Genomic DNA, 25,340 nt, shown 5'->3' with positions numbered 1-25,340 from the left:
TAAGAAAAAGCCCCGGCGGTGCGGGGCTTTATTGGATTTGGGTGGCGATCCAGGACGGCGCTACAGGTTTATGCTCGTTCTCCGGGAAAACCTCGGCTTGCGGCCAGTCACGCAGCTGCTGCATATAGCCCAACAACTCGGTAAATTGCGTCACGGTTAAAGTAGACTTGCGCTGCAGATCCTCTTCGTCTCGGTGCCGGTTGCGTAACCACTCGACCCTGGACAACTCCGAATTTCGCCAAGCACGTTGCTCAACGGCTGCCAGCCCTTCAAGCGCCCGATACTCAACTACGCCATTAACGTAGTAACACTGTTGGCCTCGTTGAAGAGTAAGACTTTGCTCAAATGACTTACTGCTCACAGGAATAGCGCCCTCTGGCACCTCTCGATTCACCACCGTGTCCAAACGGCCAATCAAACGTCCATCTTCAGCTACAACGAACCAGTATCTATCAGACATCTTTAGTTCCCCCACGCCCAGTAATATCCATATCCTGCTCCGCCTAGCGAACCGCCAACGGACCACAGGAACGCATTCCGGTTAACCACTTGCACCACGTGCCCATAGCTACCGGCATGCCCACCGGTGGTGGCCGCCTCGATAGTAATGTTCATGCCGAACGCGTTGTTGGGGAACGGAATGGAGAAATTGCGATAGTCCGTGCTCCCTTGAGACTCGTAGACGTAACCCCATTGAAAAATGAAGCCGCCAAGCCAATAGGGAAGTGCGATATAGCCATTCTGCGTCAGGCTGTAGGCCACGCCGAAGCGCAGTTTCTTTGGCGTCACAATCAGGGTGTCGTCCGTCCCTGCATTGACTTCGGCTTGAGTGCCGATGCGCGCAAGGCCGGCCAGCGCTTCTGTCGCTTGTTTCACTGTCCGGGCGACGAAACGAGCCACGCCGGCCACACTTATCCACTTGAGCGAGGTGGTACCTGCATCGATTTCCGGCTCGGTGGCCTGCATGCCAAAATCTACAACCTCATGGCTGACCCCAGCATCGCCTACCGGCGCTCCGGCAGGCCACCTGCGCACCCCTGCATAACCGCCTGCCGCTACGAGGGCAACAGAACTCTTGCTTGGATCATGCCTGACCCAGGAGGCGCCATCGTAGTAAGCATTCTGTGCAATCGTCGACTCAAAAAGAGACGTCAGAAATGCAAATTGACCGCCATGAACATCAAGGCTTCCCCTGCCAGTGGGTTGCGGTTTGGAATTGCGTCGGTAATGCCGTAACCGGCCAGGGTTGAGGAGCGGTTGGCTTTGGTAGCCAGTTGATTGAGCATGGTGGTGGCAAAGTTAGGGTCATTGCCCAACGCTGCGGCTAGCTCGTTGAGGGTATCGAGCGCAGTCGGCGCCGAGTCAACCAAAGCCGCGACCAATAGCCGGCAAAAATCCAACGTTGCGATCTGATTACCCGTTGCCCCAGCTGCTGCTGTCGGCGCCCTGGGTGTCCCCGTAAAAATGGGTGAATCTACCGGCGCTCGAGTGCTGTCCGTTGGGTGACGGTGATCTTCGCGCGACTTTTTCGTCGAAACACCAGCAATCGCAGCGCCATCCATCAACGGTGCCGCACTGCCACGCTCCGCTGACAACTCCTGCTGGACAAAACCGGTGCTTGCCAATCGACCGTCATTTGATCCGGTGGGCACGGTCGGCAAATTCCTCATCCTGTACACCGTGCCTGTGCCTTGAGCAAACCACTCGGTAGGATGAACGCGGACCAGTTCGAGCTCAGTACACGGGTGCATTGTCAACGACGGGAGCGAATTGCTGCCGCCAACCCAAATCTTCTCCCCTTCAGCTGGAAACAGTTCAACCGGCACAGAGCCCATATTCTGCAAGTTCAGCTTTGCGCCTTGATGCAACTCGGACGCATGTGGCAAGGTCAAAACCTGATCCGTCGCGTTGCCATAGAAATAGAACATCTTGCCCGCATCGCCAGCAGTGATTTGACCACTGGTATTTCGAGCGGTTACGCCATTGTATCCAGGCGTGAGATTTTGAAACTGTAACGCTGTAGAGCCCAACACGATGGGTGCGTCTGTGACGAGTACCCATTGCGTGTCCGCCAGCTTGATCCCTTGCTCGACCATCACAGTAAGGCCAGGTGTCACGTCCCCATCGCCGTTCGCGTCGTGCGCACGTACCCACGCGTCGGTACCGGCAACGTAGATTCCGTTCTCCCTGGCTTGCACCTGGTCCTTGACCAGCACCCGGTCCCCGGCGCGGATTGCAATACCATCCAATACAGGCAGACCACCCAGGTCAATTGGCCCTGTAGTTGCCGCGCGTACGCTGTTCTTGCTATCCAGCTTGCCGATTTCCTCGGACAACCGCAGCTCTACAAACTCACGGGTGGCCAGCACTACGGCGGGGTCAATCTTCAAGGTCACGTTGGCTGCGCTGGTAACGATGAAGTTCATGCGCACGACTTGCGTCTTGCCGGAGCCCTGGGTGAGCAGCGGTTTGAAGCTCGGTGCACAGTTGGCTACGGCCACCAGATCACCGTCGGCATCGTAAAGCCCTATTTCCCGGATCCACCAGCCGCCAACGTCGGGAGGGATAACCTGTTCGGCGATCACGATGCTTGCATTGGCGGGGTCGACCTTGACCTGATTGAGCGGCGCACGGCGGCGCTCGTTGATCAGTCGGGTCTGGGTTCGGGACGGGGTAGGATCGGTGCCGTTGGCATCACCTACACCCATTTGCGCAAAGGTCCAAGGCACGCCCAGGGCATCGGCGTTGGCCTGCTTGGCCTCACCTATTGCCGTGAGAATGGCAAAGAACTGGCTGTTTTGATCAGTCATAAATAAACGTCCAGAGTTTCGATGTGGTGTGTGCGACCCACAGGGCCGAAGCCGCCCTTGACTTCAATGTCGCGGGACGCAGGAGGAAAAACGTCAATCTCATCACCTTCGGACACGCTCATCGCCAAGCGAAGATGCCCGGTAGTGGCGAGCGTGATCGCAAGCCCCGTCAGGTGGCGACTGACCGGCTTGGCGTCATCGATCAGCCGGGTCAGCTCCTGATACATTTCCTCGGAGATTCCGTTCTCCAGTACCCCGACCTGAAGCGCAAAAGTGCCCGGCACGCCTTGCGGTACCGTCTGCCACCACTCCTTCACTTCGATCAGGTAACCCAGCGGCTCCACCACCCGGCGCAACGCGCCGATAGTCCCTTTGTGCGCATGCACATAGAACGCCGAGCGGATCACCGAGCGCTTGATTGCCTCTGGCCAGGTTTCATCCCAGCGGTCTACCGACCAGGCCCAGGCCAGTTGGTGCAGCAAGTGCGCCGGGCAGGTGTCGGGGTTGTACAGCGCACGCAGGGGTATTTCGGTAGTTTCAAAACCAGCGGCCTCGATGGCCTGTTCGAGATCGGTACCGTTGAGCGGGAGCAGACTGTCCATGTCAGCTTCCTCGCGTCACAGTGATCCCTTCGCACCAGGCCGCTTGCGCCCGGGTCGGGCGGAGGTCGGCCCAGTTGTTCAGGTCGACCCGGCTGACGCCGTTGATGTGTAATTGGGCATCCACGCCCGAACGGGCCACTTCGACACCCAGGCGCCGGCGCGGATTGATCCAGGCTTGCAGCCGGCGTTTGCACTCGGCAAGCGTCGCTTCGATCTCCGGGCCGTTGCCGCTCATGTGCACCACCGCATCGATGCGGTAGCGCAGAATCTGCGCGCCTTGCACCGTCAGGCGGTCACCAACCGGACGCACGTCATCGTCATTGAGCTTGAGCCGTACGGTGTCCAGTAGCTCGGCTGCGGCGCTGCCATCGCCCTCGAGCGCCAGCACCGTCACCACCACCTGGGCCGGCAACGGGCTTTCGGCCGTGGCATCGGCCACCTGCCCGGAAGCGTTGCGGGCATGCAGGATGTAGCTGTTGCGCGGCCCCGCCGTGGTCAACCCTTCATAGACCAGTTGCACCCGCTCGCGCAGGGCGTCGTCTTCTTCGAGCACCTGTGGCGTTGGCGGTACCGTGCCGGGGTCTTGTGCCTGCACCACCAGCCGCTGCAGTTGCACATTGGCCGCCAGTTGATCCAGGTCGGAACCCTGCGCATAAGCCAGCAACAGCGCCTTGGCGGCATCGTTGACCCGCGCGCGGTTGAGCAGCTTGCGATAGGCGCCGACTTCCAGCAGCTTGGTCACCGGATCGCTTTCGACTGCGGCGTCCCAGTTGTCGCCCATATGCGACCGGAAGGTCGCCAGGTCAGCCTGGAAGAGCGCCTCGAAATCGAGGTCTTCCAGCACCTGCGGCGCGGGCAGCGCCGAAAGATCCACACTACTCATGCCGTCACCTCCAAAGTCTGGTTGGCTCCCAGGTACTGTCCGCTCAGTTGCAAAGTGATCCGCCCACCAACCACCCCCGTTACCCTGACCCGCTCCAGCTTCAGACGCGGCTCCCAACGGCCCAGTGCGCGTGCCACCTCTGCCTGCACCGCGCTTTTCCAGCCTTCGTTGACCGGCAGATCGACGAAGCGGCGCAGCTTGCTGCCGTATTCCGGGCGCATGCGCCGGCCGCCGAGCGGTGTGGTGAGGATGTCTTCGATGGACTGACGCAAATGTGCAATGCCGGATAACGGCTGGCCGCTCCGGCGATCCATGCCGATCATTGATGTTCTCCAGGCGTAAAAAAGCCCGCAGTGGGCGGGCTGGTTTTCAGTGTTTGTGATTGGCGGTGTTGCCGCCCGTGTCGATGATCTTGCCGCCACCGAGGATGTCGCCGGTTACCCGCAGCGGACCGTTGATCTGCACCTCACCGGTCAGGGTGATGCTGGCGGCTTTCGCCTCGATGGCCTGGTCGGTCACCACTGCCGAACTGCCGCCGACCTTGATGCTGACGGTACCGCTGGGCAACTCGATGCTGTAACTGCGGGCCTGCCAGTCGTAAACCAGCGAGCCACCATCGTCGAAACGCCAGACCTCGACATGCTCGCGGTTGTCCGCTGGTGCGCCGGCGTTACCGTACAGGCCCGGCACGAAGGTGCCTTGGGCCGGCTCGCCACTTGGGCTGATCAACACCCCTTGCTCGTTAAGGCTGGGTGCGCGCCAGTGGCGGGCCTTGCCGGCGGCCTGGCTGTGCCAGCGCAACCAGGCGCTGGTCCAGCCGGCGCCGTCGGACACCCGCACCCGGGCGGCGGCAAGGTCAACGGCGACCACCCGGCAAGGAATCACCAGGCCGGCGAGCATGCGGTCGTGCATGGCACTGGCGTAGCTCATTGCATGTCCTCCGGCGATTGGTAATCCGCTTCAAAGCCCGGACCGGTGTCGGGGCTGAAGGCAAAAGCGAGTGGGCCCGGTTGATCAGGCCATGGCCACTGCACGGTTCCCAGGTGCAGGATCTGCTGCCATTGCACCAACCAGCCAACGGCAGGGGTTGCCCCCGGAACCGGTTGAACAGGCTCGGCCAGCACACTCATCGCCGCTTCAACAAACTCCAGCTCCCAGAATTGTTTGCGCAACAGTACGATCAGTTGGGTAGCCAAAGTGACAGCTTCCAATGCCGCGTGTTGGCGACCGGAGTCAATCACGATGCGCGCTTCAACGGTCGCGATGACGCACGAACGACCGTCGCCTGGATCATTTGCCGGTTTAAGGCTGGAAATGGAATGAAACAACGCTGGCAGCGCTGTGTGCTGGTCCGCCGCCCCATAGGCGTCGACGGTTTCAAACTGAGGCAAGGCGGCCTTGATAGTCGCGCTGATCGCCTCATGCAAGCGGTTCAGTTCGCTCATGATCAGTCCTGTGTCGTGGAGCTCGCAAAGGCTATTCGCGGCTAAAAACAGGCAAAAATAAACCCGCCATAAGGCGGGTTCATCGAAGCTGTTGTAAAGGCACCCATGAGCACCCGTTAGTTATCGGCTAGCCCGTAACAAAAGTGTCTGGCGAAACCAGAGCACACCGGCGAAGCTGCAGCAGATAAGCGTCATCATCATAAAGTAGGAAAAATAACGAATCAGGTCGTGGTTCTTGACTGAAGTGATCCGACGATCAAAGCGCTCATCGAAGACAACGCGCCCGTCACTATTCAGAACTTCGCGAATCTTCAGTTCGTCCACCCCACCACTCGCAAAAACATCAACCATCACCCCTGGCGCCAGGCCCGCGGCTTGGTAGAGTTCTTTCGAGACATAGACTATCTGTTTGGACGAGGGGCGCGGGTTCGCTTCAGTCAGTCGAACCTGGAAGTACACGGTCGAACTGTCTTGGCGCATCTCGGTGGGGACACTGACAATCTGCCCTTTGAACAGAGTCGGTGCTTCATCCCCGAGTTTGTCAAATGATTGAACAAAAAGCAGGAAGGTAAGCCCCATCAACAAAAAAACACCTGCCATCCCTAGCAGAACCCTGATTTGCTCGTAGACTGTTTTTCCACGAAACAACGACAGCCAAGAGTCAGACATGCACCATTCGCTTTTGCTGCAAAAAAGGATGCCCAACATCCATGGGCATCCGTCCCCCTAACATAGAACCTCTGGCTGCTCGTTTATCAACCACGCCAATGAAAATATCCATTTTTCCTGACACGATTATCTCCCTCGCCCAGCCCCCGCAATGAAGGTATGCCAACACGGCCTGGAATGAGTGGCCGTATTGACTGGTCAGCCATAGCGCCAGACCTTGTCCGGGTGTTGAACTCAGTGTTCACTCTCCCCCTTTGCACCACTTGCAGGTTCAACCCCCAAGCGCTTCGCCGCCCATCGTTCATAAAGGCCGATGGCGACATCGGCGCCGGCCATGGCGGTAAGGCAGCCGAAGGCGCTGGCGCTCCAGATCGACATGCCGCTGGCGTACAGCAGCATCACCGTGGACACGCCGCAGACCATGCAGGCCCCCGAGCGCAATACCAGGCGCCGAAAAAGCGCCCAGCCCCGAGCGCCGGCCTTGTCCGCGCGCCACATCTCTCCGGAAAGGCCGCCCAGCAAGGCCAGGACGATCACCAGCCAGATCGGCATTTCCAGCAACGTCTGTTGCTCGTTTGTCACTGTCCTGTCTCCTTGGTAGTTCCGCTCGGCAGCTTGCCAGCGGCGTTTGTTGTAGAACCGATCACTCGGCATTCCAAAAAGCCCGGCCTCCCCAGGCTTTTCAGTAATGCGTTGTCGAACCGCCCGCCACGACTGGTGCGCTGGGCAACTCCGCTTCAAATTGTTCCTCCGGCCGCGGCCACCTGCCCGCCGGATAACTGCTTCTGGTGCTTTACGCTGCGCACCCGGGCCAGTTGCCAACCCTCTGAACAGTTCAGGCCTGTTCATCGCTGCCTTTGTCACTGCCGGTGTCGACCGGCGTGAGGCAAAGATTATGCATTTATGCATATGCAGTCAATGCATTTGTGGAAATATTTATGCATAAGAAAATGCACCTACGCATGTAAGCCTTGATCTGCTTGGGCTGGATTGCTTTTCTGAAGGCGAAAAAAAACCCGCCAAAGCGGGTTTTCAAAAGAAACAGCCTACTCAGCGGGCGTACATGCCCCACCAGAACACATGCCCAAGGATGCTGATCTGCTCTTCCTGCATCTGCTGGAAGCTGTAGTCTTCATCCGGGTGCTCATCGCGGTTGAAGCTGCGCAGGCGAATGCCGGTAGGCAGGCGATAGAGCTGCTTCACCCGCAACTGGCCGTTGTGGTTGATGGCATACAGATCGCCGTCGACGATATCGCCGATGCCGCTCTTGCCGGCATTGACGCCGACCGTGGCGCCATCACGCAATACCGGCAACATGCTGTTGCCGCGCACCGTCACGCACTTGGCCTGATCGAACTGCACACCATTGTGACGCAGGCTGCGCTTGCCGAAACGCAGGCTGGCCTTCTCGCTTTCTTCGATGACGAATCTTCCTGATCCTGCTGCCAACTCGACCTCGCGAAGAAACGGAATGGACACTTCGTCGTCCTCGACGGGGGTGTCGTCATCCCACAGGCTGATGTCGTGCAACTCGGCGTGGCTACGCGCCGGCGCGGCTTCACGGCTTTCGCCGAGCTCGACGCGACCGCGCAGCTGGTCGGTGCTTACACCGAAATACTCGGCGATCTTCGACACGTGCTTGTCGGACGGATCGACGATTTTCTCGCTGAGGATGCGCGACAGGGTGGATTGCGGCACGCCGGTACGCCGGTGCAGCTCCGTGGGGGAGAGACCGTGGCGATCGAGCAATGCTCTTAAGACGGATGCTACGTTGCGTTTTTGCATAAAATGCATAATGCCGGGGCCTTCAATAGAATGCAAACCCTGTTATGCACGGATATGCACGGACAAATGGTCGCGCCCGCCCGTTTGCCCTCGGCAGCCCAGGCAAAATCCCTGTACCATTGCCCGCTTGCCTTTGGTCTACAACGACACTGCGAGCCAAGTTTTTGCAATGAGCGATCTTTCCGCACACACCCCGATGATGCAGCAGTACTGGAAGCTGAAAAACCAGCACCCGGACCAGCTGATGTTCTACCGCATGGGCGACTTCTACGAGATCTTCTACGAAGACGCGAAGAAGGCCGCCAAACTCCTGGACATCACCCTGACCGCCCGCGGCCAGTCGGCGGGCCAGTCGATTCCCATGTGCGGTATCCCCTTCCATGCGGCCGAGGGCTACCTGGCCAAGCTGGTGAAGCTGGGCGAATCGGTGGTGATCTGCGAGCAGATCGGCGACCCGGCCACCAGCAAGGGCCCGGTCGAGCGCCAGGTGGTACGCATCATCACCCCCGGTACGGTCAGTGACGAAGCGCTGCTCGACGAGCGTCGCGACAACCTGATCGCCGCCGTGCTGGGTGACGAGCGCCTGTTCGGCCTGGCCGTGCTGGACATCACCAGCGGCAACTTCAGCGTGCTCGAAATCAAGGGCTGGGAAAACCTGCTGGCCGAGCTCGAACGCATCAACCCGGTCGAGTTGCTGATTCCCGACGACTGGCCCCAGGGCCTGCCGGCAGAAAAACGCCGTGGCACCCGTCGCCGTGCACCGTGGGATTTTGACCGCGATTCGGCACGTAAAAGCCTTTGCCAGCAGTTCGCCACCCAGGACCTCAAGGGGTTTGGCTGCGAGAAGCTGACCCTGGCCATCGGCGCCGCGGGTTGCCTGCTCGGCTACGCCAAGGAAACCCAGCGTACCGCCCTGCCGCACCTGCGCAGCCTCAAGCATGAACGCCTGGACGACACCGTGGTGCTCGACGGCGCCAGCCGCCGCAACCTCGAGCTGGACGTGAACCTGGCCGGCGGCCGCGACAACACCCTGCAATCGGTCATTGACCGTTGCCAGACCGCCATGGGCAGCCGCCTGCTGACCCGCTGGCTGAACCGCCCGCTGCGCGACCTGAAGGTGCTGCAGGCGCGTCAGGGCTCGATTCGCTGCCTGCTCGATGGCTATCGTTTCGAGAAACTGCAACCGCAGCTCAAGGAAATCGGCGACCTCGAGCGGATCCTCGCCCGTATCGGCTTGCGCAACGCCCGGCCACGGGACCTGGCACGCCTGCGTGATGCCCTCGGCGCCCTGCCTGAACTGCAAAACGCCATGGCCGAGCTGGAGGCGCCGCATCTGGCGCGCCTGGCGGCCATCGCCGGAACCTACCCGGAACTGGCCGACCTGCTGGCAAAAGCCATCATCGACAATCCGCCCGCGGTAATCCGCGACGGCGGCGTACTCAAGACCGGCTACGACAGCGAGCTGGACGAGCTGCTGGCCATGAGCGAGAACGCCGGGCAGTTCCTGATCGACCTGGAAGCCCGCGAGAAAGCCCGCACCGGCCTTGCCAACCTCAAGGTCGGCTACAACCGCGTGCACGGCTACTTCATCGAGCTGCCGAGCAAGCAGGCCGAGCAGGCGCCCGCTGACTACATCCGTCGCCAGACCCTCAAGGGCGCCGAGCGTTTCATCACGCCAGAGCTGAAAACCTTCGAAGACAAGGCGCTGTCGGCCAAGAGCCGCGCACTTGCCCGCGAGAAGATGCTCTACGACGCCTTGCTCGAGAACCTGATCGGTCACCTGGCGCCGCTGCAGGACACCGCTGCGGCCCTGGCCGAGCTGGATGTACTGAGCAACCTCGCCGAGCGGGCGCTGAACCTGGACCTGAACTGCCCACGCTTCGTCGACGAACCGTGCATGCGCATCACCCAGGGCCGTCACCCGGTGGTCGAGCAGGTGCTGACCACGCCGTTCGTGGCCAACGACCTGGCGCTGGATGACAACACTCGGATGCTGGTGATCACCGGCCCGAACATGGGCGGTAAATCCACCTACATGCGCCAGACTGCACTGATCGTGCTGATGGCGCATATCGGCAGCTTCGTCCCGGCCGCTGCCTGCGAGCTGTCACTGGTCGACCGCATCTTCACCCGTATCGGCTCCAGCGATGACCTGGCGGGCGGCCGTTCGACCTTCATGGTCGAGATGAGCGAAACCGCCAACATCCTGCACAACGCCACCGAGCGCAGCCTGGTGCTGATGGACGAAGTCGGCCGCGGCACCAGTACCTTCGACGGCCTGTCGCTGGCCTGGGCCGCCGCCGAGCGCCTGGCCCAGTTGCGTGCCTACACCCTGTTTGCCACTCACTACTTCGAGCTGACGGTACTGCCGGAGAGCGAGCCGCTGGTGGCCAACGTGCACCTGAACGCCACCGAGCACAACGAGCGTATCGTGTTCCTGCACCACGTGCTGCCCGGCCCTGCCAGCCAGAGCTACGGCCTGGCCGTGGCGCAACTGGCTGGCGTGCCGTCGCCGGTGATCCAGCGTGCCCGTGAACACCTCGGCCGGCTGGAAACTGCCAGCCTGCCCCACGAAACACCTGCCTTGCAGCAAGGTGCGCCAGCTGTACCGCACCAGAGTGACCTGTTTGCCAGCCTGCCGCATCCGGCCATCGAGAAGCTCGGAAAGCTGGACCTGGACAACATGACGCCGCGTCAAGCTATCGAAATGCTCTATACACTGAAGACTCTGTTATAACGCGCGCCCGCACAAGCTGATAGAATCCCGCGCGGTTTGGCGGCGCTGCAGGTTACTAGCCTGGCCTGCGGCCGAACAACCAAACCGAGCGGCCCTGTCTGGAAGGGCACCGCTGCCGTCGCCTGAGGAGAGAATTAGAAATGACCTTCGTCGTCACCGACAACTGCATCAAGTGCAAGTACACCGACTGCGTAGAAGTCTGTCCGGTGGACTGCTTCTACGAAGGCCCGAACTTCCTGGTCATTCACCCGGACGAGTGCATCGACTGTGCACTGTGCGAGCCTGAATGCCCCGCCGTCGCCATTTTCTCGGAAGACGAAGTGCCTGCCGGCATGGAAAACTTCATCGAGCTCAATGCCGAGCTGGCGGAAATCTGGCCGAACATCACTGAAAAGAAAGACTCGCTGCCAGATGCCGCCGAATGGGATGGCAAGACCGGCAAGATCGCCGATCTGGAGCGCTAAGCGCGCGGATCAACAAAAAAGGCCCTTCAAGGGCCTTTTTTCATGTTTATTGCGGGCAAAAAAAAGGGGCGGTTTGACCCGCCCACATTTTTTCCGTAGTCCCTCTGTTCCCTTTCATCATCCTGATGAATCGCATCCTGCGATGTCCTTGGCTTTCATCCTTGAGAGCCTGTGTCAGTCCGTAGACACAGGACAAATATTAGCGCTTCCAAGATTTACCACAACAGCACAAAGCTCTCAAAAAGCTGCGGTAACCATATTGTCATAAACAAAATATTCGTTATATATCAGTAGCTTAAACAAACGCGCACACTGAAAACGACAACGATTTACTACAGCGTACAGCTATGACTTACATCACGGGTAAGCGATGGCTTACATGAACTAGAACAGTACCAACATCGCCGTCGGATTGCGCCCAAACCCGGATGTTTCAACAACGCCATCGGGAAGCCGTTCACGGGTAATCTGTGTTCTGCAGATGCAAAAACGCCCCGACTTGTCGGGGCGCTCTTCACAACGATATCGCAGTTTTATTGAAACAGCGACTCGCTGGACAGGCCGTTCTTCTCGAGGATCTCGCGCAAGCGCTTGAGGCCCTCTACCTGGATCTGCCGCACCCGTTCCCGGGTCAGGCCGATTTCCAGGCCAACATCTTCAAGCGTACTGCTTTCATGACCGCGCAGGCCGAAACGGCGGATCACCACCTCGCGCTGCTTGTCGGTCAGCTCGCTGAGCCACTGGTCGATGCTCTGGGACAGATCGTCATCCTGAAGCAGCTCGCACGGATCAGTAGGACGGTCATCGGTCAGGGTATCGAGCAGGGTTTTATCCGAATCAGGCCCCAGGGACACGTCCACCGACGATACCCGCTCGTTGAGCCCAAGCATGCGCTTGACCTCGCCGACCGGTTTTTCCAGCAGGCTGGCGATCTCTTCCGGGGACGGTTCGTGATCGAGCTTCTGGGTCAGTTCACGGGCGGCGCGCAGGTAGACGTTGAGTTCCTTGACCACGTGAATGGGCAGACGGATGGTCCGGGTCTGGTTCATGATCGCCCGTTCGATGGTCTGCCGGATCCACCAGGTGGCGTAGGTAGAGAAACGAAAGCCGCGTTCCGGGTCGAACTTCTCGACCGCACGAATCAGGCCGAGGTTGCCCTCCTCGATCAGGTCGAGCAGCGAAAGCCCGCGGTTGACGTAACGCCGGGCGATTTTAACCACCAGGCGCAGGTTGCTTTCGATCATGCGTTTGCGCCCGGCCGGATCGCCACGTTGCGACAGGCGCGCAAAGTGCACTTCTTCTTCCGGTGAGAGCAATGGCGAGAAGCCGATTTCATTGAGGTAAAGCTGGGTCGCATCAAGTGCCCGAGTGTAGTCGATGTACTTGTGCTGTTTGAGCGTAGAGCCTTGTTTGGCCCTGGTCCGAACCGTAGATACAGCAGGTTCGCCTAACATCTCATCATCCGTTTCCAAAACAATGCCGGTCTCCATCAGGAGAACATCATCGTCGATGTCAGACTCCGGCACTTCTTTACTGAGAGCCATTGTTATAGTCCTTTGCTGAGTTCGAACTCAGACTCAAGCGACGCCTATATCCTTGGCAGCGCTGGAGCCTGTCCCCTCTACGCGAGGAACAGGCCGGGCCTAGCAATCAACGACGTGGCAGGAATTGCAGCGGATCGACAGGTTTGCCCTGGCGGCGAATTTCAAAATGAAGCTTCACCCGGTCAGTACCCGTGGACCCCATTTCGGCAATTGTCTGCCCTACCTTGACCTGCTGTCCCTCCCGAACCAAAAGCCTGCGGTTGTGGCCGTAGGCACTGACGTAGGTATCGTTGTGCTTGATGATTACCAACTCGCCGTAGCCCCGCAAGCCACTCCCGGCGTAGACAACCGAACCATCAGATGCAGCAAAAACAGGCTGTCCCAAATCACCGGCGATATCAATGCCTTTATTCAAACTACCGTTTGAAGCGAATTTTCCAATCAACACGCCGTTGGCCGGCCAGGCCCAGCCGGCCGTGGAGCGCCCTGCAGGGGGGACTTGCACGGGTGCGGTGGTAGCCACCACCGGGGCAACTGGCGGGGTGTTTGGCGTGGTTGCAGGCGCTGTAGTGGCCGGAGGCGTTATCGGCTTGCCGGTGCTGTCCAGCGGACGCTTGATGATGGTGGTCTTGCTCGAGGACGATGGCGAGCTGGTCACCACTGTGGTGCCGGCAACCGGCGCCGGGCCACTGGAGCGGCCGTCGAAACGGATCGCCTGGCCCGGGCGAATGGTATACGGCGGTGCGATACCGTTACGCGCGGCCAGGGCCTTGTAGTCCCAGCCATAGCGAAAGGCAATGGAAAACAGCGTATCACCGGGACGCACCACGTACTGACCGGTGGTGACCACGGGGCGTTTAGGGGCGGCGTTGTTGCGATCGACCACGCGAACGCTGTTGGAGGACGTGCTGGAGCACCCCGTCACCAGCGTGCCCACGGCCAGTGCAATCAGCAGAAGCTTGAAGCTTGATGGATCCTTGCGCTGCCGAATGATTGTGTGACCCACCCGCCGCTCCCTCTAAATGGTGACCGATGTTAGAAATGCAATATTGTTGCAATTATACCCGAGCGCGCCGCCCTGCGGACGTCAGGCCTTGTGCCAAACGTGATCTGCAACAGACTATGGTAGCCCGCCAGATAGACAGGGCAATGCCGCCGAAATTCGCCCGAGCGAAAAAAAAGCCCGGTCAGGCCAGTGGCCCGGTCAGCAATGGCACAAAACGCACGGCGCCCAGTACCCGTCGCGAGAAACCGTGCTCTTCACGCACGATCAGCATCAATTGCTGGGTCTCGCCGGCCGGCCCCACCGGTATGACCATGCGCCCGCCCGGGGCAAGCTGGTCGAGCAAGGCCTGGGGCACCTCTGGCGCCACGGCGGTGACGATGATGCCGTTGTACGGCGCCAGTGCCGGCCAGCCCTCGCAGCCATCGCCCCAGCGGAATACCACGTTGCGCAGGTTCAGCTCGATCAGGCGCTCCTTGGCGCGATCCTGCAAAACCTTGATGCGCTCCACCGAAAATACCCGCTCGACCAGTTGCGCGAGAATCGCGGTCTGGTAACCGGACCCGGTGCCGATCTCCAGCACCTTGTCCAACGGGCCGGCTTCGAGCAGCAGTTCGCTCATGTGCGCAACCATGAACGGCTGGGAGATGGTCTGGTTGTTGCCAATCGGCAACGCCGTGTCTTCGTAGGCACGGTGGGCCAAGGCTTCATCGACGAACAGGTGACGGGGCGTACGGCGCAGTACGTCGATCACCTTGGGGTTGGACACCCCTTCTTCGATCAGGCGCTTGATCAGCCGCTCGCGGGTTCGCTCAGAGGTAAAACCGATACCATGGCGCATCAGATCATCCTGTTCGCGCATCAGAGTAATCCCTCCAGCCAGCCATCGAGGCGCTCGAAGGCATCGTTGAAGGTCCGGTCGAGCTGCAGCGGGGTGATCGAGACATAGCCCTGCATCACCGCATGGAAATCCGTACCCGGGCCACCGTCTTCGGCATCACCGGCCACGGCGATCCAGTAGCCTTCCTTGCCCCGCGGGTTGACCACCTTGGTCGGTGCCGCTGCGCGTGCGCGATGGCCCAGGCGGGTCAACTGGATGCCGCGGATGTGCTCCAGCGGCAGGTTGGGGATGTTGACGTTGAGTACCGTGCGCGGCGGCAGCTCGAGGCTGGTATGGGCCTCGACCAGTTTACGCGCGAAATAGGCGGCCGTCGGCAGGTTGTCGGGCAGGCGCGAGAGCAACGAGAAAGCGAACGAGGTACCGCCGAGAAAGCGCCCCTCGAGAGCGGCGGCCACGGTGCCGGAATACAGCACGTCATCGCCCAGGTTGGCCCCCAGGTTGATACCCGACACCACCATGTCCGGGGTGGTCTCCAGCAGGCCGTTGAGGCCCAGGTGGACGCAATCGGTCGGCGTGCCGTTGAGGCTGATAAAACCATTGGCCAAGGTTTGCGGGCACAACGGCCGATCAAGCGTCAGCGAACTGCTGGCGCCGCTTTTGTCCTGGTCCGGGGCGATCACCACACATTCGGCATAATCCGCCAGCGCAGCATGCAGCGCGGCGAGACCGGGTGCGGTAACCCCGTCGTCGTTCGAAATCAGAATACGCATGGGCTGTCCGTCTGCCCTGCCGGCACCAGATCAACAAGCTCGCGCACCACCACGGTGGCGAAGCATCCGGCCGGAAGGACGAATTCCAGTTGCAGGATATCAGGCTCGGGATAATGCCACGTCAGCCCGCTAATGGGCAGTCGCAGAATGCGTCGTTCGTGACTCATGCCCGCCCGGGCCAGCCACTGGCACAAAGCCGCATGCTGCTCACCGATACGTTGTTCGAGCTCGCCGGCCGCACCCGTGGCGCCCGACTGCCCTTCGCCCCACAGCGGACCGGTAGGGTGCAGGTCAAGAATCGCCAGGCGCGGATCGGAACATTCGGCCTCGCCCGCCGGAAAAAAGCTGCGGCTGTCGGTAAACGCCAGCAGATCACCGACCTGGGCCTGCTGCCAGCTGCCATCGGCGACACGCTGGGCCAGCACCTGGTTGAACAGATAGCTGCGGGCGCTGGAAAGCAGCCTCGAACGGACGTTACGTTGTTCTGGCAGCGCCTGGCGGCTGGCCCAGTCGCGGGCATCGTGCACATTGCCACCGCCATGACCGAAGCGCTGGGTGCCGAAATAGTTCGGTACGCCCTGGCTGCGGATCTGCTCAAGTCGTGCATCCAGGGCCGCACGCTCAGCCTTAAGGCCCGTCAGGCGCAAGGTAAAACCGTTGGCCGAATGCGCGCCACGCTGCAGTTTGCGCGAGTGGCGGGCCTGTTTGAGGATACTCAGGGTTTCGTTTTCGGCCGCGCTCAGGTCCGGGTCGGCCTTGCCCGGCAGGTGCAGGCTGAACCACTGGCGGGTCAGGGCCTGGCGATCCTTGAGGCCGGCGTAGCTGATGCTGCGTACCGGCACACCGGCGGCGCGGGCCAGGCGACGGGCCGCCTCTTCGGTATTCAGGTCACGTTTTTCGACCCACAGCCACAAGTGTTCACCGGCTCCGCTCAGGGGAATGTCGAGCACTTCATCGACCTGGAAGTCTTCAGCGGTCGCCTTGAGGATTGCGCTGCCCAGCGCTTCGCCCGCGGCACGCGGGCCCAGCAGTTCGAGTTCGGTCATGCCGGCAGCAACAGGGCAACGGCGTGAACGGCAATGCCTTCCTCACGCCCGGTGAAGCCGAGTTTTTCGGTGGTGGTGGCCTTGACGTTGACCTGGTCCAGTTCGACCTGCAGGTCTTGGGCGATCAACTGGCGCATGGTGTCGATATGCGGGGCCATCTTCGGCGCCTGGGCGACGATGGTGGCGTCGACATTGCCGACCTTCCAGCCCTTGGCCTGGACGATCTGCACCACGTGGCGCAGCAGCACGCGGCTGTCGGCGCCCTTGAACTGCGGATCGGTGTCGGGGAAGTGCTTGCCGATATCGCCCAGCGCCGCAGCGCCAAGCAGGGCATCGCTCAGGGCGTGCAGCAGGACGTCGCCATCGGAATGGGCCAGCAGCCCGAACTTGTGCGCAATGCGCACCCCACCCAAGGTGATGAAATCGCCTTCCGCGAAGCGGTGCACATCGTAGCCGTGGCCAATACGCATAAAAAAACGCCCTGATTGAGTCAGGGCGTGATTCTACCTGCTTTGCCGGCGCTTGGGCTTGATTTGTAGGATCAGTTACCCGCACCTGTCAGCGCTGCGGCATGATGACGCAAGTGGTCATCGATGAAGCTGGCGATGAAGTAGTAGCTGTGGTCATACCCCGGCTGCAGCCGCAAGGTCAGCGGATGGCCCGCCGCCCTTGCAACCTGCTCCAGCATCTGCGGTTTGAGCTGATTGTCGAGGAAGTCATCGCGATCGCCCTGGTCAACCAGCAGCGGCAAGCGCTCGCTGGCTTGGGCAAGCAACACGCTGGCATCCCATTCGCGCCAGCGTGTACGGTCCTCACCCAGGTAACGGCTGAAGGCCTTCTGCCCCCAGGGGCAATCCATCGGGTTGCTGATCGGCGCGAACGCCGACACCGAACGGTAATGTCCGGGGTTGCGCAAGGCGCAGACCAGCGCGCCATGGCCGCCCATGGAATGACCACTGATACCGCGCTGGTCGGAAGCCGGGAAATGCGCCTCGACCAACGCCGGCAGCTCCTCCACCACATAGTCGTGCATGCGGTAGTGCTGGGCCCAGGGTTGCTCGGTAGCGTTGAGGTAGAAACCGGCACCCAGGCCAAAATCCCAGGCGCCGTCCGGATCAGCCGGCACCTGCGGGCCACGCGGGCTGGTGTCGGGGGCGACGATGATCAATCCCAGCTCGGCAGCCAGCTTGTGTGCACCGGCCTTCTGCATGAAATTTTCGTCGGTGCAGGTCAGGCCGCTCAGCCAGTACAGCACCGGCAGCTTGCCGCCCTGCTCGGCCTGCGGTGGCAGGTACACGGCAAACACCATGTCGCAACCGAGCACCTGGGAGCGATGGCGGTAGCGTTTATGCCAGCCGCGGAAGCTCTTCTGGCAAGAGATGTTTTCCAGGCTCATGGCAGACCTCAGAAGTGGATGACGCTGCGAATGCTCTTGCCTTCGTGCATCAGGTCAAATGCCTTGTTGATGTCTTCCAGGCCCATGGTGTGGGTGATGAAGGTATCCAGCGGGATCTCGCCTTTTTCCGACATTTCCACATAGCTTGGCAGCTCGCTGCGGCCACGCACGCCACCGAAGGCCGAACCGCGCCAGACCCGGCCGGTAACCAGCTGGAACGGACGGGTGGCGATTTCCTGGCCGGCACCGGCAACGCCGATGATCACCGACTCGCCCCAGCCCTTGTGGCAGCATTCCAGCGCCGCACGCATCAGTTGCACGTTGCCCACGCACTCGAAGGAGAAGTCCACACCGCCATCGGTGAGGTCGACGATCACGTCCTGGATCGGGCGGTCATAGTCTTTCGGGTTGACGCAGTCGGTGGCGCCCAGCTGCCTGGCGATTTCGAACTTGCCCGGATTGATGTCAACGGCAATGATCCGCGAAGCCTTGGCCTTGACCGCACCGATGATCGCCGACAGGCCGATGCCGCCCAGGCCGAAGATGGCCACGGTGTCGCCCGGCTTGACCTTGGCGGTATTGAGCACCGCACCGATACCGGTGGTCACGCCGCAACCGAGCAGGCAGACCTTCTCCAGCGGCGCTTCTTTCTGGATCTTGGCCACGGAGATTTCCGGCAGCACGGTGTACTCGGAAAAGGTCGAGGTACCCATGTAGTGGAACAGCTGCTGGCCCTTGTAGGAGAAACGCGTGGTGCCGTCGGGCATCAGGCCCTTGCCCTGGGTTGCGCGGATGGCCTGGCACAGGTTGGTCTTGCCGGAGCGGCAGAACTTGCACTGGCCGCACTCGGGGGTGTACAGCGGGATCACGTGATCGCCGACGGCAACCGAGGTCACGCCCTCACCGATGGCTTCGACAATGGCACCGCCTTCATGGCCAAGGATCGACGGGAAGATGCCTTCCGGGTCGGCACCGGACAAGGTGTAGGCGTCGGTATGGCAGACACCGCTGGCGACCACGCGCAGTAGCACCTCGCCGGCCTTGGGCATGGCCACGTCGACTTCGACGATCTCCAGCGGTTTCTTGGCCTCGAAGGCAACGGCGGCACGGGACTTGATCATCAATCTTCTCCAGCAAAGGGTCAGTTCAGGCTTGCAGTGTAATTCATCGTTATTTGATGAATAATCCAGGCAAAGACAAAACATTATTGCTGTACAGGGACAATCAATGAGCAATCGCTGGGAAGGCATCGACGAGTTCGTTGCGGTCGCCGAGTCCGGGCAGTTCACTGCTGCCGCCGAGCGCCTGGGGGTGTCATCGTCCCACGTCAGCCGGCAGATCGCCCGCCTTGAAGAGCGCCTGCAAACCCGCCTGCTGTATCGCAGCACCCGGCGGGTGACCTTGAGCGAAGCCGGGCAGACCTTCCTGCAACACTGCCAACGCCTGCAGGATGGCCGCGAAGAAGCCTTGCGCGCCATGGGCGACCTGACCAGCGAACCCAAGGGCCTGCTGCGCATGACCTGCGCCGTGGCCTATGGCGAACGCTTTATCGTGCCGCTGGTGACGCGTTTCATGGCGCTGTATCCGCAATTGCGGGTGGACATCGAACTGAGCAACCGTCCCCTGGACCTGGTGCATGAAGGCATGGACCTGGCGATTCGCCTGGGCCGTTTGCAGGATTCGCGGCTGGTGGCGACGCGCCTGGCGCCACGGCGCATGTACCTGTGTGCGTCACCTGCCTATCTGGAACGCTACGGCCGGCCCCACAGCCTGTCGGAGCTGGCGCGGCACAATTGCCTGATCGGCAGCGCCGACAGCTGGGCACTGCAACTGGACGGGCGGGAAATTGGCCAACGGGTTCAAGGCAACTGGCGCTGCAACAGTGGCCAGGCGGTGCTGGATGCGGCGTTGCAGGGAATGGGCTTATGTCAGTTGCCAGACTATTACGTACTCGAACACCTCAAATGCGGCGCGCTGGTGTCGCTGCTTGAGGGGCATCAGCCGCCGAATACAGCGGTGTGGGCGCTGTATCCGCAGCAGCGGCATCTGTCGCCGAAGGTGCGCAAGCTGGTGGATTATCTGCGCGAGGGATTGGCGTTACTGCCTGAGTATCGAGGTGCCTGATAGATCATCGCCGGCAAGCCGGCTCCCACAATAGACCTGTGTACCCTGGACCTGTGGGAGCTGGCTTGCCAGCGATCGAGCGCACAGCGGTCATCACAGGCAATGCCGGTGCTCAACCGCGCTTGGCCCAGCGCTGGCGCAGCCACTCCAGGTCTTCGGGGCGGGTGACCTTGATGTTGTCGCTGCGCCCTTCGATCAAGCGCGGCGCCTGCCCGGCCCATTCGATAGCCGAAGACTCGTCGGTAATCGCCACATCGGCCACCAGGCTGTCGGCCAGGGCCCTATGCAAGGCACCGAGGCGAAACATCTGTGGCGTATAGGCCTGCCAGACGGTGCTGCGGTCGATAGTGGTGCTGACCCGGCCATTGGCATCCGCGCGCTTGAGCGTGTCGCGCGCCGGCACCGCCAGCAGCCCACCCACCGGATCATCGGCAAGCTCCGCCAGCAGGCGGTCGAGGTCACTGCGTGCCAGGTTCGGCCGGGCGGCGTCGTGCACCAGCACCCAGTCGGAATCCGCCGCGCCCTGGGCGTGCAGCAACAACAAGGCGTTGAGCACCGAATCGGCACGCTCCTGGCCGCCTTCGGCGCGCTGGATGCGTGGGTCGCTGGCGCAACGCAAACCGGGCCAGAAAGGATCGTCAGCGGCAACGCTGACTACCACCCCTTTGACACAGGGATGGTCAAGAAAACAGTCGAGGCTATGCTCGAGAATGGTCTGCCCGCCCAATTGCAGGTACTGCTTGGGACGGTCGGCAGCCATGCGGGCACCGACGCCCGCGGCGGGAATCACGGCCCAGAAGGCCGGCAAGGTCTGGTTCATTGGGCAAGCTGGTAGAGGGTTTCACCCTCCTTGACCATACCCAGTTCGTGGCGAGCCCGTTCTTCGACGGTTTCCATACCTTTCTTCAGCTCCAGCACTTCGGCATCAAGCACGCGGTTACGCTCCAGCAAACGCTCGTTTTCAGCGTGCTGGTCAGCGATCTGTTGCTTGAGTTCGGTGACCTGGGCCAGGCTGCCATTGCCCACCCACAGACGATACTGCAGGCCACCGAGCAGCAGGAGCAAGACGAGGAACAACCAATAAGGACTGCGCATCAGGGTATCCAGTGGAAAAGACCGCCACATCTGCAGGTCGCTGATGGCACGAAGCCTGGCCGAAGCCAGGCTTTGTGTTCAGACACCTGCAGCAAGGGCCTCTGAACGATCAGTATGACCGTTCGGCGCCGCTTTGCTGCTGTCTTTTTACCATCTCTTGCTTAGCCGCGAAACTCGGCACGGCCACGGTACACAGCCTTGCTGCCCAGTTGCTCTTCGATACGCAGCAGCTGGTTGTACTTGGAGACGCGGTCGGAACGGCACAGCGAACCGGTCTTGATCTGGCCGGCAGCAGTACCCACGGCCAGGTCGGCAATGGTCGAGTCTTCGGTTTCGCCCGAACGGTGCGAGATCACTGCGGTGTAACCAGCAGCCTTGGCCATCTGGATGGCCTCCAGGGTTTCGGTCAGCGAGCCGATCTGGTTGAACTTGATCAGGATCGAGTTGGCGATGCTCTTGTCGATGCCTTCTTTCAGGATCTTGGTGTTGGTCACGAACAGGTCGTCGCCGACCAGTTGCACCTTGTCACCGATCTTGTCGGTCAGAATCTTCCAGCCAGCCCAGTCGGACTCGTCCAGGCCGTCTTCGATCGAGATGATCGGGAAACGCTCGGTCAGGCCTTTGAGGTAGTCGGCAAAACCGGCGGCGTCGAAGGACTTGCCTTCACCGGACAGGTTGTACTTGCCGTCTTCGTAGAATTCGCTGGCCGCGCAGTCCAGGGCCAGGGTCACGTCGGTGCCCAGCTTGTAACCGGCGTTGGCGACGGCTTCGGCGATGGCCGACAGTGCGTCTTCGTTGGACGCCAGGTTAGGCGCGAAACCACCTTCGTCACCGACAGCGGTGTTCAGGCCACGGGCCTTCAGCACAGCCTTGAGGTGATGGAAAATCTCGGTGCCCATGCGCAGCGCGTCGGAGAAGGTCTTGGCGCCAACCGGCTGAACCATGAACTCCTGGATGTCGACGTTGTTGTCGGCGTGCTCGCCGCCGTTGATGATGTTCATCATCGGAACCGGCATCGAGTACTGGCCCGGGGTGCCGTTGAGGTTGGCAATGTGCGCGTACAGCGGCAGGTCCTGATCCTGGGCAGCGGCCTTGGCGGCAGCCAGGGACACGGCGAGGATGGCGTTGGCGCCCAGCTTGGCTTTGTTCTCGGTACCGTCCAGCTCGATCATGGCGCGGTCGAGGGCTTTCTGGTCAACCGGGTCCTTGCCCAGCAGCAGGTCGCGGATCGGGCCGTTGATGTTGGCAACTGCCTTCAGTACGCCCTTGCCCATGTAACGGCTCTTGTCGCCATCACGCAGCTCCAGCGCTTCGCGCGAGCCAGTGGAAGCACCGGACGGCGCGCAGGCGCTGCCGATGATGCCGTTGTCGAGCAGTACGTCCGCTTCTACGGTGGGGTTACCACGCGAATCGAGAACTTCACGACCTTTGATGTCGACGATTTTTGCCATTGTTGTAAGCACTCCAGAATTGACGAAAACAACGCAGCTGAGAAAAATCTTGCCGCTCGCCGGGCAATTTGAAACAGGCAGGCCCGGCGAAAGCAGACCCCTGACCCGAGGGTCAGAGGTTGAACGGGGGGTACTTTACCGGAGAATCGAGGATTACGCGGTTTCTACCGTCGGAAAACTCTTCACCAGGTCATCAAGTTGCTTGAGCTGGGCCAGGAAAGGCTCCAGTTTGTCCAGGCGCAGGGCGCATGGACCGTCACACTTGGCGTTGTCCGGATCCGGATGCGCCTCGAGGAACAGGCCGGCCAGGCCCTGGCTCAGGCCCGCCTTGGCCAGGTCGGTGACCTGGGCGCGGCGACCACCGGCGGAATCGGCGCGGCCACCCGGCATCTGCAGGGAATGGGTCACGTCGAAGAACACCGGGTACTCGAACTGCTTCATGACGCCGAAGCCGAGCATGTCCACCACCAGGTTGTTGTAGCCGAAGCTCGAACCACGCTCGCAGAGGATCAACTGATCGTTACCGGCTTCTTCGCACTTGGTCAGGATGTGTTTCATTTCCTGGGGTGCAAGGAACTGGGCTTTCTTGATGTTGATCACCGCGCCGGTCTTGGCCATGGCCACGACTAGGTCGGTCTGGCGCGAGAGAAAGGCCGGCAACTGGATGATGTCGCAGACCTTGGCCACCGCGGCAGCCTGCTCCGGCTCGTGCACGTCGGTGATGACCGGCACGTTGAAGGTCTTCTTGATCTCCTCGAAGATCTTCATCCCCTCTTCCAGGCCCGGGCCACGGTAGGAGTTGATCGACGAACGGTTGGCCTTGTCGAAGCTGGCCTTGAACACGTAGGGGATACCGAGCTTCTCGGTAACCCGCACGTACTCTTCGCAGACCTTCATGGCCAGGTCACGGGATTCCAGCACGTTCATGCCGCCGAACAGGACGAACGGCTTGTCGTTGGCGATCTCGATGTTACCGACGCGAATGATCTTCTGGGTCATGTATCAGGCCTTGTTCTTTTGAGCCAGTGCCGCCTTGACGAAACCGCTGAACAGCGGATGGCCGTCACGCGGGGTCGAGGTGAACTCCGGGTGGAACTGGCAAGCGACGAACCATGGATGATCCTGGGACTCGACCACTTCGACCAGCGCACCGTCGCCGGAACGACCGGAGACTTTCAGGCCGGCTTCAACCAGCTGCGGCAGCAGTTTGTTGTTCACTTCGTAACGGTGACGATGACGCTCGACGATCACGTCCTTGGCGTAGCAATCGTGGACCTTGGAGCCGCTTGCCAATTGGCACTCCTGGGCGCCCAGACGCATGGTGCCGCCGAGGTCCGAAGCTTCGGTACGGGTTTCGACCGCGCCGGTGGCATCTTCCCACTCGGTGATCAGGCCGACGACCGGGTGACCGCTGTTGCGATCGAACTCGGTGGAGTTGGCATCTTTCCAGCCCATGACGTTACGGGCGAACTCGATGACCGCCACTTGCATGCCCAGGCAGATACCCAGGTACGGGACTTTGTTCTCGCGAGCGTACTGCACGGCCGTGATCTTGCCTTCGACGCCACGCAGGCCGAAACCGCCTGGAACCAGAATGGCATCGGCGCCTTCGAGCAGGCTGGTGCCCTGGTTCTCGATGTCTTCGGAGTCGATGTAGCGCAGGTTGACCTTGGTACGGTTCTGGATGCCAGCATGGCTCATCGCTTCGATCAGCGACTTGTAGGCGTCCAGCAGCTCCATGTACTTGCCGACCATGGCGATGGTGACTTCGTGCTCGGGGTTGAGCTTGGCGTCGACGACCTTTTCCCACTCGGACAGGTCGGCACCGTTGCATTGCAGGCCGAAACGCTCGACGACGAAGTCATCCAGGCCCTGGGCGTGCAGCACGGCCGGGATCTTGTAGATGGTGTCGACGTCTTCCAGGGAGATCACCGCACGCTCTTCGACGTTGGTGAACAGGGCGATCTTGCGGCGCGAAGACACATCCACCGGATGGTCGGAGCGGCAGATCAGCACGTCCGGCTGCAGGCCGATGGAGCGCAGCTCCTTGACCGAGTGCTGGGTCGGCTTGGTCTTGGTCTCGCCAGCGGTGGCGATGTACGGGACCAGGGTCAGGTGCATCAGCATGGCGCGCTTGGAGCCCACTTCGACGCGCAGCTGACGGATAGCCTCGAGGAACGGTTGCGACTCGATGTCACCCACGGTACCGCCGATTTCCACCAGGGCCACGTCGGCATCGCCGGCACCCTTGATGATGCGGCGCTTGATCTCGTCGGTGATGTGCGGAATGACCTGGATGGTCGCGCCCAGGTAATCACCACGGCGCTCCTTGCGCAGCACGTGCTCGTAGATACGGCCGGTGGTGAAGTTGTTGTTCTGGGTCATGGTCGTGCGGATGAACCGCTCGTAGTGGCCCAGGTCCAGGTCGGTCTCGGCGCCGTCGTGGGTGACGAACACTTCACCGTGCTGGAACGGGCTCATGGTGCCCGGGTCGACGTTGATGTACGGGTCCAGCTTGAGCATGGTGACCTTGAGCCCCCGCGCCTCCAGGATGGCCGCCAATGAAGCCGAGGCAATGCCTTTCCCCAATGAAGAAACAACACCGCCCGTGACGAATATGTAGCGCGTCATGAAAAACCCTAGAAGTCTGCGTTAAAGCGGTCAGTGCCGCCGGG

Annotated in this window: 27 protein-coding genes; 3 read left to right on the top strand and 24 right to left on the bottom strand. The window is 61.1% G+C overall.

Going from position 1 to position 25,340, the window contains the following annotated elements:
* Nucleotides 1-28: 28 nt before the first annotated feature.
* The 11 genes from LOY45_RS05980 to LOY45_RS05930 form a co-directional block, all read right to left on the bottom strand.
* On the bottom strand, nucleotides 29-460 hold the full coding sequence (locus LOY45_RS05980; protein ID WP_115088347.1) for a phage tail assembly chaperone: 432 nt from the start codon (nucleotides 458-460) through the stop codon (nucleotides 29-31).
* A gap of 2 nt (nucleotides 461-462) precedes the next feature.
* Entirely contained in the window at nucleotides 463-966 is a 504-nt protein-coding gene (locus LOY45_RS05975) for a gp53-like domain-containing protein (protein ID WP_258578861.1), read from the bottom strand.
* Between the two features lie 185 nt (nucleotides 967-1,151).
* Nucleotides 1,152-2,810, bottom strand: a complete 1,659-nt coding sequence (locus LOY45_RS05970) for a phage tail protein (RefSeq protein WP_258578860.1) — start codon at nucleotides 2,808-2,810, stop codon at nucleotides 1,152-1,154.
* The gene (locus tag LOY45_RS05965) at nucleotides 2,807-3,412 is read right to left on the bottom strand and encodes a phage tail protein I (protein WP_115088348.1); all 606 of its coding nucleotides are present in this window, start codon (nucleotides 3,410-3,412) and stop codon (nucleotides 2,807-2,809) included. The genes LOY45_RS05970 and LOY45_RS05965 overlap by 4 nt, the downstream gene beginning before the upstream one ends.
* 1 nt (nucleotide 3,413) lies before the next feature.
* On the bottom strand, nucleotides 3,414-4,295 hold the full coding sequence (locus LOY45_RS05960; protein ID WP_115088349.1) for a baseplate J/gp47 family protein: 882 nt from the start codon (nucleotides 4,293-4,295) through the stop codon (nucleotides 3,414-3,416).
* The gene (locus LOY45_RS05955) at nucleotides 4,292-4,618 is read right to left on the bottom strand and encodes a GPW/gp25 family protein (protein ID WP_115088350.1); all 327 of its coding nucleotides are present in this window, start codon (nucleotides 4,616-4,618) and stop codon (nucleotides 4,292-4,294) included. Before LOY45_RS05955 ends, LOY45_RS05960 begins: the two co-directional genes overlap by 4 nt.
* A 46-nt stretch (nucleotides 4,619-4,664) precedes the next feature.
* Nucleotides 4,665-5,225 carry a phage baseplate assembly protein V gene (locus LOY45_RS05950; RefSeq protein WP_134063990.1) on the bottom strand — a complete coding sequence of 187 codons (561 nt, stop codon included), beginning with the start codon at nucleotides 5,223-5,225 and terminating at the stop codon, nucleotides 4,665-4,667.
* A complete protein-coding gene (locus LOY45_RS05945) occupies nucleotides 5,222-5,740 on the bottom strand; it encodes a hypothetical protein (RefSeq protein WP_115088352.1) in 519 nt (172 codons plus the stop codon). The genes LOY45_RS05950 and LOY45_RS05945 overlap by 4 nt, the downstream gene beginning before the upstream one ends.
* 120 nt (nucleotides 5,741-5,860) lie before the next feature.
* On the bottom strand, nucleotides 5,861-6,409 hold the full coding sequence (locus LOY45_RS05940) for a hypothetical protein (RefSeq protein WP_233673339.1): 549 nt from the start codon (nucleotides 6,407-6,409) through the stop codon (nucleotides 5,861-5,863).
* Nucleotides 6,410-6,643: 234 nt separating this feature from the next.
* Entirely contained in the window at nucleotides 6,644-6,991 is a 348-nt protein-coding gene (locus tag LOY45_RS05935) for a phage holin family protein (protein ID WP_115088354.1), read from the bottom strand.
* 468 nt (nucleotides 6,992-7,459) lie between these two features.
* Entirely contained in the window at nucleotides 7,460-8,203 is a 744-nt protein-coding gene (locus LOY45_RS05930; protein WP_115088356.1) for a LexA family transcriptional regulator, read from the bottom strand.
* Nucleotides 8,204-8,363: 160 nt separating this feature from the next.
* On the opposite strand from LOY45_RS05930, the gene mutS reads away from it, so the two are divergent.
* Together mutS and fdxA are read left to right on the top strand one after the other, a co-directional pair.
* Nucleotides 8,364-10,931: a DNA mismatch repair protein MutS gene (gene mutS, locus LOY45_RS05925; RefSeq protein WP_115088359.1), complete on the top strand. Its 2,568-nt coding sequence runs from the start codon at nucleotides 8,364-8,366 to the stop codon at nucleotides 10,929-10,931.
* A gap of 140 nt (nucleotides 10,932-11,071) precedes the next feature.
* Entirely contained in the window at nucleotides 11,072-11,395 is a 324-nt protein-coding gene (gene fdxA / locus LOY45_RS05920; RefSeq protein ID WP_038996711.1) for a ferredoxin FdxA, read from the top strand.
* A 533-nt stretch (nucleotides 11,396-11,928) separates the two neighbouring features.
* On the opposite strand, the gene rpoS is transcribed toward fdxA, so the two are convergent.
* The 8 genes from rpoS to LOY45_RS05880 all read right to left on the bottom strand — a co-directional run bounded on the left by rpoS (nucleotide 11,929) and on the right by LOY45_RS05880 (nucleotide 19,116).
* On the bottom strand, nucleotides 11,929-12,939 hold the full coding sequence (gene rpoS, locus LOY45_RS05915; RefSeq protein ID WP_115088360.1) for an RNA polymerase sigma factor RpoS: 1,011 nt from the start codon (nucleotides 12,937-12,939) through the stop codon (nucleotides 11,929-11,931).
* 106 nt (nucleotides 12,940-13,045) lie between these two features.
* A complete protein-coding gene (locus LOY45_RS05910) occupies nucleotides 13,046-13,945 on the bottom strand; it encodes a peptidoglycan DD-metalloendopeptidase family protein (protein ID WP_115088361.1) in 900 nt (299 codons plus the stop codon).
* A 181-nt stretch (nucleotides 13,946-14,126) separates the two neighbouring features.
* On the bottom strand, nucleotides 14,127-14,804 hold the full coding sequence (locus LOY45_RS05905; RefSeq protein ID WP_115088362.1) for a protein-L-isoaspartate(D-aspartate) O-methyltransferase: 678 nt from the start codon (nucleotides 14,802-14,804) through the stop codon (nucleotides 14,127-14,129).
* Nucleotides 14,804-15,553: a 5'/3'-nucleotidase SurE gene (gene surE / locus LOY45_RS05900; protein WP_115088363.1), complete on the bottom strand. Its 750-nt coding sequence runs from the start codon at nucleotides 15,551-15,553 to the stop codon at nucleotides 14,804-14,806. The genes LOY45_RS05905 and surE overlap by 1 nt, the downstream gene beginning before the upstream one ends.
* Nucleotides 15,541-16,599 carry a tRNA pseudouridine(13) synthase TruD gene (truD, locus tag LOY45_RS05895; protein WP_115088364.1) on the bottom strand — a complete coding sequence of 353 codons (1,059 nt, stop codon included), beginning with the start codon at nucleotides 16,597-16,599 and terminating at the stop codon, nucleotides 15,541-15,543. The genes surE and truD overlap by 13 nt, the downstream gene beginning before the upstream one ends.
* Nucleotides 16,596-17,069 (bottom strand): 2-C-methyl-D-erythritol 2,4-cyclodiphosphate synthase, encoded by a 474-nt coding sequence (gene ispF / locus LOY45_RS05890; RefSeq protein WP_115088365.1) that lies wholly within the window; start codon nucleotides 17,067-17,069, stop codon nucleotides 16,596-16,598. The genes truD and ispF overlap by 4 nt, the downstream gene beginning before the upstream one ends.
* Nucleotides 17,070-17,140: 71 nt before the next feature.
* A complete protein-coding gene (gene fghA, locus LOY45_RS05885; protein WP_258578859.1) occupies nucleotides 17,141-17,995 on the bottom strand; it encodes an S-formylglutathione hydrolase in 855 nt (284 codons plus the stop codon).
* Nucleotides 17,996-18,003: 8 nt separating this feature from the next.
* Nucleotides 18,004-19,116, bottom strand: a complete 1,113-nt coding sequence (locus LOY45_RS05880) for an S-(hydroxymethyl)glutathione dehydrogenase/class III alcohol dehydrogenase (protein WP_233673338.1) — start codon at nucleotides 19,114-19,116, stop codon at nucleotides 18,004-18,006.
* A 106-nt stretch (nucleotides 19,117-19,222) separates the two neighbouring features.
* Between LOY45_RS05880 and LOY45_RS05875 the strand changes: the two genes are divergently transcribed.
* Nucleotides 19,223-20,119: a LysR substrate-binding domain-containing protein gene (locus LOY45_RS05875; protein ID WP_258578858.1), complete on the top strand. Its 897-nt coding sequence runs from the start codon at nucleotides 19,223-19,225 to the stop codon at nucleotides 20,117-20,119.
* Nucleotides 20,120-20,231: 112 nt separating this feature from the next.
* Here the strand turns inward: LOY45_RS05875 and ispD are convergent, their stop codons facing one another.
* The 5 genes from ispD to LOY45_RS05850 all read right to left on the bottom strand — a co-directional run bounded on the left by ispD (nucleotide 20,232) and on the right by LOY45_RS05850 (nucleotide 25,296).
* The gene (ispD, locus tag LOY45_RS05870; RefSeq protein ID WP_115088369.1) at nucleotides 20,232-20,939 is read right to left on the bottom strand and encodes a 2-C-methyl-D-erythritol 4-phosphate cytidylyltransferase; all 708 of its coding nucleotides are present in this window, start codon (nucleotides 20,937-20,939) and stop codon (nucleotides 20,232-20,234) included.
* Nucleotides 20,936-21,214: a cell division protein FtsB gene (ftsB, locus tag LOY45_RS05865; protein ID WP_038996723.1), complete on the bottom strand. Its 279-nt coding sequence runs from the start codon at nucleotides 21,212-21,214 to the stop codon at nucleotides 20,936-20,938. The genes ispD and ftsB overlap by 4 nt, the downstream gene beginning before the upstream one ends.
* Before the next feature lie 161 nt (nucleotides 21,215-21,375).
* Entirely contained in the window at nucleotides 21,376-22,665 is a 1,290-nt protein-coding gene (gene eno / locus LOY45_RS05860; RefSeq protein WP_115088370.1) for a phosphopyruvate hydratase, read from the bottom strand.
* Between the two features lie 153 nt (nucleotides 22,666-22,818).
* Nucleotides 22,819-23,664 (bottom strand): 3-deoxy-8-phosphooctulonate synthase, encoded by an 846-nt coding sequence (kdsA, locus tag LOY45_RS05855; protein WP_115088371.1) that lies wholly within the window; start codon nucleotides 23,662-23,664, stop codon nucleotides 22,819-22,821.
* A 3-nt stretch (nucleotides 23,665-23,667) separates the two neighbouring features.
* Nucleotides 23,668-25,296, bottom strand: a complete 1,629-nt coding sequence (locus LOY45_RS05850; RefSeq protein WP_115088372.1) for a CTP synthase — start codon at nucleotides 25,294-25,296, stop codon at nucleotides 23,668-23,670.
* Between the last annotated feature and the right edge of the window lie 44 nt (nucleotides 25,297-25,340).

It is taken from the genome of Pseudomonas wadenswilerensis (assembly GCF_024749185.1).
Classification (GTDB): domain Bacteria; phylum Pseudomonadota; class Gammaproteobacteria; order Pseudomonadales; family Pseudomonadaceae; genus Aquipseudomonas; species Aquipseudomonas wadenswilerensis.
This window is presented reverse-complemented; position numbering and strand designations above follow the sequence as displayed.